Raw genomic sequence first — 11913 nt, 5'->3', positions numbered from 1 at the left:
CAATGTTCGATATAGCATTCTCCTTCTCTGCCGCCTCTTTGGCGGCTTCTTCATGTCTTCAGAACCTCTGCGATTTGCTGATTATTCGAGGTGCCCTCTTGGGCTCTCCGCGCATCTTAAGCGAAGTCTGCCATTTCTTTTTAGCGAGTTCCGTGGCCTCGCTCTTGCCCTTCGATCTGCGCGTGATTCAGAGGCGCATGGGTTTCAGGGTGAGGGCGTATCTTCATTTAACTCTGGCTATGGGGTCATGGTTATACGGCTATTCGACCTGGCGGAGCGAATGTACGGGCTTGTTTTGCAGACTGCTGCGGCAAATAGAGAAGAAGCTGATCAATTCCAGTTTCGTCTCGTTCGGCCTTCGGGAGACGAGTACCAACCACTTCGAGCAAAGATTCTCGCTGAGCTAAGCCAGTGGGATAGCCTTCGTGAGGCTGCCTCTTCTGGCTTGCCGGACGAGCAAGGCTGTGAAATGGTAGCTCCGACTGTCCGGGAAGCTGGGTATGAGGATTTTCTTGGTAGCATTGATCTCCTTTTGTCCGAGAGGTTCTCGGCTCATAACGAATCGATTAATGGCCTGCTTGAGGGATTGAGAGATGAGCTCTCTGTTGCTAGAGAAGGCCTTCGTTCTGATCTGCTTCGGACGACGAACTCTATTCATGCGCTATTGACCACAAAGGCGGAGAACGGCAGAGCTAGTAATTCTGTAATTGACCCAGTCGATCCATGGTCAAGGCTAGGACCCAGTGAACTCACAAGAGCACTGCTAGACCTCCGAGATAGTCTGTACCAGCAAATGGTGCATGCCCTGCCAGGCTTCAAGCATTATCACAGCATCCTGCAAAAGCCGATTATTAGTGAAGCTGTCTTGAGTGGTGTTTGTACTTATGGTGACTACCGGCTTCTGCCTCAGTTTCAAAACAGGATTATTGGCATGTCTCGATCATTTGCGCTGGCGAAGCAAGAGGAGCTTGTCGGAAACGAGATCGAGGAACTGCTTGCTAGGCGTCATCTGCCATGAGTCTTTCTGATGCCCTATTGAAATAGCGCAAGGTTATCGAGTTGAGGTTATCCCTGGTCTCGCTCCGTCACTTCATGAAGGCTCTCTGCCGTTTCTGGTGTGTGGCCGAGTCGCTGACCACTGCACTGTTGGTGGATGACGCCCTCACGCGGGCCAGCCTGAGGTGCCCCGGACCCAATGGAGCGCCCCGATTGACACCTGGCCCCAGGTCGGTGCCAGCGCCGGCAACTCCGACCACAACTGAAGACACCGTGATCTGACGATCAACCGACCGCGCAGCTGCGCCCGACCCCCTTGGGAAGGCACCACGGCTGTGCAGACAAACGCCCGGGGCCAACACCCCGGGCTTTGTTGCATCTGGGCTATCCCATGAAGAAGGGCCCCCTTTTCTGAGGGCCCTTGCACCGGTTGCGGGAGCTGTTGGTGAACCCCCGGTCGGGTGTCTACCTATGGCTTAACCCTTCCTGTCCGTGATGTCAGTAGGGCCAACCGCTCCCCCAACCGCGCCTCCCACACGTCGTCCCTCACCACTGCGGCCCGTAGGTCTTCCAGCCCTCCTGCCGTTTCTGGCGCCAGAGCGCGATCGCCTGCTCGCGGGTGAGTTCCTTGCGGCTTTTGAGCAGCGGCACGGGCTGATCCGGCAGCAGCTCACCGCTGGTCACCTCCAGCCGCTGGGTCCAGCGGTCCCAGAGGGTCGGGCGGAAGTGCAGCACGCGGCGGCCGTCGCTGAGCCAGCCCTCCTGGGGAGAGAGCGGCGGCCGCTTGCTGGCCCTGGCGGTCTGGACTCCGGCGTCCGTGCCCTTGGCGCTCGTCATGCTCCTTCCGGTGCCCAGCCCCGCTGGCGCACCATCTCATCGGTCCAGCCCAGGCAGCGGCGGGTGAGGTGTTCGCCGTGGGTGATCAGGCCACGGTGCAGCTGGCAGGTGAGCAGCGGAATGCAGCTGGCACCGGCGTGGTGCCTGAACCAGTGGCAGGTCATGCAGACCTGGCGGCTCCGGCTGGCCTGGAGGACGGCCTGATCGAGGTAGGGCCAGTCCTCTGGACACGGCTCAGTGGAGACGGGGGACGGAACTGCCACGGCAGTGCCTGTAGGAGTACGTCTGTACTAGCAGGTCTTGGGTTCGTTGTCGCCCGGTTGCTGGGGTTGTCCGGGGGCCTTGGCCTTGGGCTGCGGCGCTCGATCGCACAGGCTCCGGGTGGGCTCAGTTTTCGATGTCGCCCTGATCGGCTTCCATGGCACCTATGACTCCCCATCCGACATGGGGTGCGGTTCCCTGGTGTGAGGCGCGTCCGCCTCTCCGGTGCTCCCCTCCACGACCTTGAGCAATTGCTCGATGACCCGTCTCAGGGCAGGCCCCTGCTGCGGATCCTTCATGGCCTCCATGGCCCAGGCTGTGATGTGCTGATCGATCACCTCCATGGCGACACAGACGTCGGCCAGGAGTTCGATGGTGATGGCGCCGGTGGTCAGGGTCGCTTCAGGCATAGACATCACGGGGTCACGGAAGGAGAGTTCCCTGCTGCCGGGCCTTTGAGCCTGGCCACTGGGCATGACAAAGCCCCGGGCCTGCGCCCGGGGCTGGTGGGATCAGATCTCCCGTCAGTGCATCACCCACACCGTGCCTGGCGGAATCCAGGCAGAGGTACGGACGGTCAGTCCTTGAAGCTCCGCACCTCCCAGAAGCTGGCGCCGAGGCTGCAGGTGGCCTCACCGCTGTGCTGCTCGTAGGTCTGGCGGGCCTTGAGCTGGCATTCGAGCTCTTTGCAGCTGAGGCTGTAGCGCCATTGTTTGCGGCCGGGGCGGCGCAGCAGCAGGGTCTGGGGGGCGATGCGGTAGCCGTTGCCGTCCTTGCCAGCGGGGAGCTGCTGCTGCAGATCGCCGCGCAGGTGGGCCAGGCGCAGCTGGTCGTGCAGCTGCTTCTGCTCCTCGGCCAGGGCCTCCTGCTCCTGCTTGAGCGTGAGCAGGCGGACGACGCAGGTCTTGATCTCGTCGGGGGAGAAGCGGGGATCGGCGAGGCCGGCGCTGGCGGGCAGGACTCCGAGGCCTGCCAGGAGCAGCAGCGCTTCCGGCGAGCCCGGGGCGGGTTCAGCGCCGGGGGCCGTAGGGGCAGAGACGACGGGCGCGGTGGTGATCGGGGTGGCGGTCATGGGCAACAGGGAGTGGGTAAGGGGGACAGAGATTCGTGGGGGCGCAGGGCCTGCTGGAAACCCTTCAGGCGCTCATGGCCTGCAGCTGGCTGAGGGCCTCGACCAGTTCGCCTCGGCGCAGCAGCTCGATCGGAGCCGGCAGGGAGCTGCGATCGATGGGGTAACTGCGCAGCAGCGCCCGCAGCTCCACCACCGAGAGTTCCTCCCAGGCGGGACCCAGTCGGCGGCTGGTACTGGTGCCACTGCTGGGGCCGCTGGCGGAGTCCGGCTGGGGTTCGGCCCGCGGCTGACACCAGGCCTCAGGCGCCGGACCAGGGCTGGCACTGGCCGCAGCTCCCAGCTGGGCGGAGAGCTGGGCCACCAGCTCCGCCAGGCCGCGCACGGCCGTGAGCAGGGCTGCCTGCAGCTCAGCCTGGGGCGCGCTGCTGCAGGTAGAGAGCCGCTGGGAGAGGAGAAGGGTGTGCATCAGACCACCACCTGAAAGACGACCGAGGGGGTGTGGAGCTTGCGCTCGCTCTTGGGGCAGTAGGCCTCCCACTCCGCCGCGAAGGGGTAAGGCCGGATGCCGGTGGTGTCCTGCAGATCCACCTTCATGCCATCGATGCCGGCGGCGGTGACGATGTGGACGTTCTGGGCGGCCTTGCTGCAGAAGTTAAGGCCGGCCTCGGCGTAGGCATTGCTGCCCACCAGCGAGGCATTGCGGGCGTGGTAGTCGCCGATGGCGGTGGCGTGCAGGTGCCCGAAGAGCGTGTAGTCGACCGTGATGCCCTGGCTGGCGTACTTGCCGGCGATCTCCTGGACGGATTTCTGCAGGTTCGCTCCGATCTGGTGGCCGTGCAGACACAGGAAGGTCCGGCCCAGCACTTCAAAGAGGAGTTCGTTGGCGCGGAAGCCGCAGAAGCTGATGCCGCTGGTGTTCGCAAAGCCGCGCCGGAGGATCTCGTAGATCATCAGGTCGTAGCTGTCGGTGGCCAGGGCATCGCTCCAGCCGAGCTCCTTGCTCACGCGGCTCTCGTTGCCGGTGATGCCGTAGACCTCCACGGCCAGATCAGTCCGCAGATCCAGCAGGAAGGCCCGCAGGATGTCGACCGCCAGCAGGGTGGCCTTGGAGCGGTTGGTGGCGTTGCTGAGCAGCTCATCGAGGCGCCGATCGCTGTTGAGGAAATCCCCCAGACAGGCCACCACCACCTTGCGGGCGCCAAAGCAGCGGGCCAGTTGCTTGACGCGGCCGGCGAGCTTGGCCAGCCGCGCGGCGGCCACCGTGAAGTCGTAGCGGTTGGAGGGCAGCTCGACGCGCTCGTTGAAGTGCAGATCGCTGAGCTGCACGATCAGCACGGATTCACCGCCATCGGGGATGGGGCTGAGGGGCACGCCGCTGGTGAAGCCGCGCTGATCGAGCAGGGCGCCGAGTTCGCGAGTGTAGGTGGCGACGGCGTTCTCGATGCGGGCGTGCTCGCGGAAGGCCTTGCGTTCGATGCGGTTGCTGTCGGCCAGGGCCTGGCGGCTCTTGGCCAGGCGCACGTTGAACTGCAGCAGGTCGCGGTCAGGGTTGCCGTTGGGGCAGGGGTTGTCGCCGCTGGGGCGACGGTGCGCACATCCCATGGACACTCGCAGGGGAGGAAGGCTACCGGCGGTGGGGATGGTTGGTGCCCTGGTGCTGGCCCAGGTCTCTGTGTCCGGGAGAACCTGTGGATAACGGACCCGGGAACCGGGGCTAGCGTGGATGGGCCGGAGTCAGGATCCCTTGTGGTGCAGTCGTCTGGTGGGTTGCCTGTCAGGTATGGCGCCGTGGTTCACGGAAAAGTGAGGCATAAGGGTGAATGCTCTCAGATTTCTTTTAATAACCTTTAGACCGGCCGGTATGCCCTTGAGAGTAATTGAATGATTAGCTCGCACGACCTTTCGAGGCTCTTCAATTCCACACGTCGAGAAGCGCAAGGTCTTTTGCCACAGCTCGTTAGGCGACTCATCCTCACGTCTTGCAGCGATAGCGATGTCACATTCTTTGAAATGCCTGCTGGCGACGACGTCAGGTTGCACGGCTGGGACGGTGCGCTTACCTACAGTGGCAATAACCCATTCGTCCCATCAGGTAGCTCGGTCTGGGAGATGGGGGTGTCCGCGAACCCTGAGTCGAAAGCGGACGAAGACTACTACAAGCGAAGTAGGGACTCTCGCGGGATGGTTCCTGGGAGTTCGACATTTGTGTTCGTTACACCCCACGTCTGGGCGGGACGCAAGAAGTGGGCCGATGACAAATGCTTCGATGGCGCCTGGGCGGATATTCAAGTGATCGACGGCTCGGTCCTCTCAACTTGGCTCGAACGCGCGCCCGCCGTGGCCCTCTGGATTGCCGATACACTCGGTCGTTCAATCCGTGGCTTGCACTCACTCGACCGCTACTGGGATTCTGCACTCACTCACCGTTACGCGCCGCAGATTACTTCCGCCTTGATCATCGGTGGCCGCCATGGTGCTCGCGACCAGTTCATCGAGTTTCTCCAGTCGCCGTCTGGTGCCGTCAGCCTCGTCGGAGAAACTATCGAGGAAGCCGTTGTGTTCGCTGCAGCCGTCTGCAGGCAGTCCTTTACGAGTGAGCAGCGCTCCCGGCTACTCGTGTTGTCCGAAAGTGCCGCCACTGAGCATCTCGCGACGCTCTCACAAGAGCACATCGTGATTCTGACCGACCCTGCGCTGTACCCTGCCGTCCGTTCCGATGCGCTGGAACATCTCCACTTTGTTCTGCCAGTGAAGCGCGACGCACGCGCCAACAAGGCCACAGCTTCTATCGACTTGGGGTCACTCGTACGTAAGCCGACGGCGGTGGCACTTCAGGAATTGGAGCTGTCGGAAGATGACGCGGAACGCATCGTTGTCGAGTCCAAGGGCAGCCTCCACGCGGTACTTTGGATGATCGCGCAGCCCGAAAGCGGTGCGCTCAAGTGGGCCACCGGAAGAGCTGCCTCAGAACTTGCGCCGCTCGTTCTCGCTGGCCAGTGGATGGCAAACGATCATCCTGATCACGAGGTCGTCGCCAAGCTTGCTCAACGCGACTACCGGGAGATCAAGCAGACACTTGCCGAGTGGAGTGGACCGGACAAACCGCTCGACCGCCGAGGCGCACTGTGGGACTGGAAAGCATGGGCGTTCGCATGGACTCGACTGGCTCCTGCGCTCCAACGTGACGACATCGACCGATTCCTCAAGATTGCCAAAGAGGTGCTCGGCGCCACCGACCCTGCCCTCGAACTTCCCCCGGAGGACCGCTGGCTCGCCAACATCCGTGGGAAGGTCAGTCGCTACTCTTCGGCGCTTAGAGAGGGGCTGTCGCAATCAATCGTACTCCTCGCAATTAATGGCGACCTACTGCCAGACACTGATGGACGGGCAGCCGCGCAGAACTTCGTCAAGTCTTTGCTGCAGGTGCCCGACCCGGCGAGCCGATGGATCTCAATCGCTTCCTGCCTCCCAGATTTGGCAGAGGCAGCACCAGATGCATTCCTCGACACCCTCGATCGGATCACCGATGACCCTACCGCCGTCAGAGAACTGTTCACCGAATGCGGAATGTTTGGGTCGAGTCCACATACACAAGTGGTGAGGGCGCTGGAGCGGCTCGCCTGGTCACGAGAGCAATTCGGACGCGTAGTGCTCGCGTTCGCAAGGCTCGCCGCACTGGATCCGGGAGGAAAACAAGTCAATCGTCCGTGGCACAGCCTGAGAATGTTTTTCCTTCCCTGGCATCCCGCGACGGGAGCCAGCGTCGCGGACCGTGTAAATGCACTTAGACTCCTGTTTCAGAATGAAGAGCTGGTTGCTTGGCGGTGCGCCGCCTCGCTACTTCCACAGTCGCATGACGTGGGATCACCTTTCGCTCGCCCGAAGTGGAGGGGGTGGGCCAAGGACATAACCGCGGGGGTTTCGCTACGTGACTATTGGGTCTTCCAGGAAGAACTCGTAAATCTATTACTTCAGCATGCCGGAGATCACGGTGAGCGCTGGGCAGAGATTCTCAAGTCCACACCGGAACTGTGCGAGAAGCACCCCCAGCTAGGAACCAAGGTCGTTGAAGCGATTCGTGGCCTTGACCCCGTGCATTTCGCACGCGCGGGGGCATACGTCCTTGGTGAGGCGGCTCGCAAGCTGGTGATGCACCACGAAAACATGCACGAGGCTGACTGGGCCATGAAGGGCAAAACTCTCGATACGTTCAAACAGCTTAGAGATCACCTTCGTCCCCTCGTCCACCGAGACAGGAATCGATGGCTGTTTAAGCAGTGGCCTGAGGTGCTCCGAAAGGTCGACCTCTCTATGGATGAGCGATGGGAGCAGCTCCGGGAACTCCGATCCGAGGCAGTATCGAGGGAGTTGGAAGAAGAGGGCTTCGACTCCATGATGACCTGGGCAAACGAAGTCGAGAATCCCGAATCGTTAGGAGAGACTCTTGCCCTTATAAAGCTTACGCCGAAGCAGGAACATGAACTCCTCCAAAAAAGTCTAGACGAAGTTGGAACACCGATGACGCGGCCTCTGCTTCCCCGACTCATTTCTGGATACGTTTCTACAAAGTCAAAAAGCTCAGGCATGATCTGGTGGAAAGAGACTTTAAAGAGCGTGAGAGAAATGCACGGTTCCCTTTCCATCGCCTTCTTCTTGCAGTCGCTTCCTTATGGGAAGGAGACTTGGGCGCTCGTCGAGGAGCAGGAGGACGATATTCGGGCTGCCTACTGGCGCGAAATTGGATTGCATGTCCTGACACTTGACGAGTGCGAGACGGCAATTCCAATGCTTCTTGCCGCAAACCGTCCGTTCAAGGTCATCGACATTGTCGCCATGCTCTTGCACGCCATTGAAATGAAGAATCTCTCCGACGAGGACCAAGGTCGCGTTGTCGCGCTTGCACAGACAGCTCTCAACGCCAAGATCGACCACTTACCACAAGAAGAATTCTTGATTTCAAGTTCTATGTCTTACGAGATTGATGAATTGCTAACCTACCTAGAAGCTCATGGTGTCGATCGCTCCGACCTGGCGCAGTGGGAGTGGTATTGGCTTCCATTGATCTGCGAATGCAGGCGCGGGGTCAAGGCGCTTCAAGTAGAGTTAACCGAGGACCCCGTCCTGTTTGTAGAACTATTGAAGAGTGCCTATCGCCCGAAGAATGCAGACGAGGCTGAGCAGCAGCAAAGCGATGAAGGCCAGAACCGCGCACAACATGCATACAAGCTTCTTGTTACCTGGAATCGCACACCCGGCCTAAGGTCAGATGCTCAGTCTCGTGACAATGACGAACTCGGTGAGGGGCTTGGGCCGATCACTCCGGCATGGACAGGCAGCATTGATGAGGCGGTTCTTGTGGCATGGATGCATCGAGCGATCGAGTTGACGAGAGATGCCGACCGCACTGAGATATGTAACCAGCATATAGGACGTCAATTTGCGTACGCACCCGCAGACATAGATGGTGTCTGGCCGTGTGCCGAGGTGCGTAGGGCCATTGAACGAGCTCGCAGCGACGACATCGAGAAGGGAATGATCATCGAAGTCTATAATCGTCGTGGCGTTCACTTCCTTGGTCGAGATGGCCAGCAGGAGACCTTAATAGCTAACAAGTTTCGTGAGTGGTGTGAGCGAGTACGACACGAATATCCAAGGACTGGTGCTATGCTAAGACGTCTTGCGGAGTGCTATGAGGCAGAAGCGCTGCGCGAGATTGAGGACGGCCACCTAGAGGAGTTTCGCGAATGAGAGGCCACGGATCATTGGGCTCACAAAGCATCTCTTTGGTCCTTGGTTGAGAGGCTTTCGTCATCTCAGCTAGCGGTATAATTTGGAAGATTGGGTGTCTTCGGTGCATTGCTGTTCTGGTGGATTGCTGTCGGCATTAATTCTGATGCTCAATTTGTGAAAAACAGGAGCCCGCCTGGGGCATGACCATGATGTTCTCTGGCTTGGTCGTGGTTCTCATTTCTTATGGGATGCGCAACTACCGCCCACCAGCATTGTCCGTTGATGGAGTGACTGGCGATGGCGTGGCCTTCCACCTCCCTCAGCTTCCTTGACAGCTCCCTCATTCCCCCTGAGCCTCCTCCAACGGCACCGGCCGCTGCCCGCAGGCGCGCCGGCAGTCCAGCCACACCGCCAGGGCCACGCCCAGCTGCCGGGCGATCTCCTCGTCGCTCAGCCCCTGCGCCAGGGGCCGGCGAGCCTTGATCCACAGCTCGCGCAGGCGGTGGCTGATGCGCAGCAGAAAGCCGGTGTCTCGCAGGTGGTGCAGCAGCTCGCCATTCACCTTTGGGACGAGGTAGCTGGAGGGGCGGTGGCCGAGGCTCGGGTCAAAGCCGATGGCGCCCTTGCACAGGCCCTCATAGGCCGGACCGAGCAGCTCATCGGTGCTGAGCTGCCAGCGCTGGGCAAAGCGCCGCGCCTGGCGGTGGGCCAGCCTCAGGTGTTCGCAGGCAAAGGCCCGCTGGGCGCTGGTCATCGGCCGGCGGAGTCGCGGAGGCATCCGTTCAGTTCAGGGGCGGGAGGCTACCCAGGGCCGCCGGCTGGCCAGGTGCGGCAATGGCTGCGGCTGGTTGCAGGACGGCGCTGAGCAGCGCCCGCAGCGGCGTGGGCTGTAGCAGTTGTGCGGCCACGGCGAGCACGAGCCCGCAGATCGCGCCACCACGGGCGGATGGGGCCAGGGAGACGCCGGTGGTGCGGAGGGAGGACATGGCAACGGTGAGCAGTCCCCCAAGGGTTCCGGCGTCCAGCGGGAGTGGAAGCCTTTCTGTCGAGATCAGGGACGAGGGCGCCATCGCCATCGCCGAGACCCGTTGCGGCGCCATTGGTGCGTGCAGGCGATCCGCGCCGTTGCCCACAGCTGTGGCCTGCTGGGATCACCACTGCGGCCCCTGGAGTCCACAGCCGTGGGCGGTGTGGGACCCCTGCCCCTGGCGACAACGGAGGAGTCACGGACGTTCCCCATGACTGTTTCCCGCTTCACCACCAGCGCCGCTGGTGCTCTGCCCCGCAACCTGCTGCTCACCCACCACCACCGCGAGGCGATGCAGAACGCCTGTGAGCGCGGTTTCTGGATGCCGCTTGCCCTCAGCACCGATCAGGCCGCCGATCTCTCCTATCTGGTGGCCGTCAGCGCCGGCTGCGAGACGATCACCGCCATCGCCGAGATCACCAGCCTGGAGCCCTGGCGCGAGGCCGATGGGATCGAGCGCTGGCTGCCGTTCCTCGGGGCCCTGGTGCCCCTGCTGCGGCCAGTGCCCCTCGGTGATCGCCAGTTGCTGGCCGGTTGGCTGCCGCGCACCCGTGAGCAGGTGCAGCTGCTCAGCCTGGGCGAGCTGCTGCAGGCCAGCCGGTTGAGCGATCTGCTCCCAGGCTCCGGTGCCTGCTGCCCTCTGCTCCAAGTTGCAGCGGCCGCGGATGGCTGTGCAGATCGGGCAGCCTGATCAGCCCGTGGGCCAGGCTCCAGCTGATCAGTCCGCGCTGGTCCCGCACTCCCACCTTGCGGTAGAGGTTGCTGAGGTAACGGCGCACCGTGTCGCCGCGCAGCTGGTGCAGGGCGGCGATCTCGCGGCTGTTGTGGCCGCGGGCCACCGCGGCGATCAGCTCCTGTTCGCGGCTGCTCAGCTCCAGGGCCTGGCCATCGGCGCCGCGCAGGGCCAGGGGTTGTTGCAGCCGCTGGCGGAGCAGGGGATCCAGACAGCTCTGGCCCCTGAGCACCATCAGCAGGGCGTGGAGCAGCTGCCCCTGGCCGCAGGCCTGCAGGCAGCAGAGGGCCTCGGCGCCGCTGCTCCAGATCCGTTGCAGCCGCTCCGGCGCCACTGAATCGGCGAGCACGACGACAAAGCGGCACCGCGCAGCCCCCAGGGCGCTGCGCAACTGCTCGATCAGCGCGTCGGCACCGCCGTCGGCGCAGTCATCTCCGCAGACCACCAGGAGCGGCCCCGCCGTGGCTTCCAACTGGATCAACAGCTCGCCGATGCTGCCGGCCACCAGGCTGCAGCAGTCGAGGAGCAGGGCACCGGAGGCTCTGAGCAGTAGGTCTTCGCTGCAGATCGCCACGGTCCAGCCCTCGGCGGCCGTGGCGATGTCAGTCAGCAGGTGCCGCGTCGAGGCGCGCAGGGCCGCGGGATCCAAGGCCTGGGTGGGGGTGGAGTGGAGCGGCCCCAACCGCCACAACCGGCAGGCCCATAGGGGCAGCGTGTCCAGAGCTGAACTAGTGGACGTGCTGTTGATAGGTCTTGTAACAACAGCCGAATGCCGGGGATCTTGTTGTGCTGCTTTACCTCCAGTCCGCCCCGTCAGCTACCTCCAGGGGCCCCATGGCGTTAGCTCCACAGGGCGCCTGGTTCAGGCCGTCAGCTTCCGGCTGTCTTGAGGAGTGCGTGGGCCGTGGCGCGCATCCGGGCCAGGGCTCGCTGCTCCACCGTCTGCAGCTGCGTTGCCGTCAGCCCCAGGGAACGGCGCAGCTGGGCCTTGCTCAGCGCCGGCTCGCGCAGGTACAGGCCGCGGATCACCGCCAGCTCCTGGCGATCGAGACCCTCCAGCAGCTGGGGCAACACCGCCAGCTGCGGATCGTCCTCCGCCGGGGTTTCAGCTGCCAGGCGCACGGAGGCCTGCTCCAGCCGCTGACTGCGCTGGCTCGCGTTGTTGTCCTTGCTGTCCGCGCTGAAGGCCTCCAGCGAGCCAGTGCGGGTGAGCTGCCACTGCTGCAGCAACGCCGCCAGGGCCTGGGCGCTGAGGGT

Annotated in this window: 11 protein-coding genes and 1 pseudogene; 2 read left to right on the top strand and 10 right to left on the bottom strand. The window is 62.6% G+C overall.

Features of this window, described 5'->3' with window-relative positions; all coding sequences use genetic code 11:
- A partial coding sequence (locus tag CJZ98_RS18535) for a hypothetical protein (protein WP_232756558.1) occupies positions 1-1018 on the top strand: 1018 nt, incomplete at its 5' end.
- Between the two features lie 524 nt (positions 1019-1542).
- On the opposite strand, the gene CJZ98_RS16165 is transcribed toward CJZ98_RS18535, so the two are convergent.
- From CJZ98_RS16165 to CJZ98_RS16140, 6 genes are all read right to left on the bottom strand, one after another.
- On the bottom strand, positions 1543-1833 hold the full coding sequence (locus CJZ98_RS16165) for a DUF1651 domain-containing protein (RefSeq protein ID WP_094592150.1): 291 nt from the start codon (positions 1831-1833) through the stop codon (positions 1543-1545).
- On the bottom strand, positions 1830-2096 hold the full coding sequence (locus tag CJZ98_RS16160) for a galactose oxidase (RefSeq protein ID WP_094592149.1): 267 nt from the start codon (positions 2094-2096) through the stop codon (positions 1830-1832). The genes CJZ98_RS16165 and CJZ98_RS16160 overlap by 4 nt, the downstream gene beginning before the upstream one ends.
- 162 nt (positions 2097-2258) lie before the next feature.
- Complete coding sequence (locus CJZ98_RS16155) at positions 2259-2504, bottom strand: hypothetical protein (protein WP_157911046.1); 246 nt, start codon at positions 2502-2504, stop codon at positions 2259-2261.
- Positions 2505-2671: 167 nt separating this feature from the next.
- On the bottom strand, positions 2672-3166 hold the full coding sequence (locus tag CJZ98_RS16150) for a hypothetical protein (protein ID WP_094592147.1): 495 nt from the start codon (positions 3164-3166) through the stop codon (positions 2672-2674).
- Positions 3167-3230: 64 nt separating this feature from the next.
- Positions 3231-3632 carry a hypothetical protein gene (locus CJZ98_RS16145; RefSeq protein ID WP_094592146.1) on the bottom strand — a complete coding sequence of 134 codons (402 nt, stop codon included), beginning with the start codon at positions 3630-3632 and terminating at the stop codon, positions 3231-3233.
- A complete protein-coding gene (locus tag CJZ98_RS16140) occupies positions 3632-4768 on the bottom strand; it encodes a hypothetical protein (RefSeq protein WP_157911045.1) in 1137 nt (378 codons plus the stop codon). The genes CJZ98_RS16145 and CJZ98_RS16140 overlap by 1 nt, the downstream gene beginning before the upstream one ends.
- Positions 4769-5503: 735 nt before the next feature.
- Between CJZ98_RS16140 and CJZ98_RS16135 the strand changes: the two genes are divergently transcribed.
- Positions 5504-8914, top strand: coding sequence for a hypothetical protein (locus CJZ98_RS16135; protein ID WP_232756557.1), 3411 nt, complete (start codon positions 5504-5506; stop codon positions 8912-8914).
- Between the two features lie 322 nt (positions 8915-9236).
- On the opposite strand, the gene CJZ98_RS16130 is transcribed toward CJZ98_RS16135, so the two are convergent.
- The 4 genes and pseudogenes from CJZ98_RS16130 to CJZ98_RS16110 form a co-directional block, all read right to left on the bottom strand.
- The gene (locus CJZ98_RS16130) at positions 9237-9650 is read right to left on the bottom strand and encodes a sigma factor (protein ID WP_094592143.1); all 414 of its coding nucleotides are present in this window, start codon (positions 9648-9650) and stop codon (positions 9237-9239) included.
- Positions 9651-9678: 28 nt separating this feature from the next.
- A complete protein-coding gene (locus tag CJZ98_RS18530) occupies positions 9679-9882 on the bottom strand; it encodes a hypothetical protein (protein ID WP_157911044.1) in 204 nt (67 codons plus the stop codon).
- 610 nt (positions 9883-10492) lie between these two features.
- Positions 10493-11305 carry a helix-turn-helix transcriptional regulator gene (locus CJZ98_RS16115; RefSeq protein ID WP_198537898.1) on the bottom strand — a complete coding sequence of 271 codons (813 nt, stop codon included), beginning with the start codon at positions 11303-11305 and terminating at the stop codon, positions 10493-10495.
- Positions 11306-11526: 221 nt separating this feature from the next.
- Positions 11527-11913, bottom strand: a pseudogene (locus CJZ98_RS16110) (sigma-70 family RNA polymerase sigma factor); the annotation flags it as partial.

Origin of the sequence: Vulcanococcus limneticus LL, from assembly GCF_002252705.1 — a bacterium.
GTDB classification, from domain to species: Bacteria; Cyanobacteriota; Cyanobacteriia; order PCC-6307; family Cyanobiaceae; genus Vulcanococcus; species Vulcanococcus limneticus.
The sequence above is the reverse complement of the archived record's forward strand: the minus strand, read 5'-3'. Positions and strand labels throughout refer to the sequence as shown.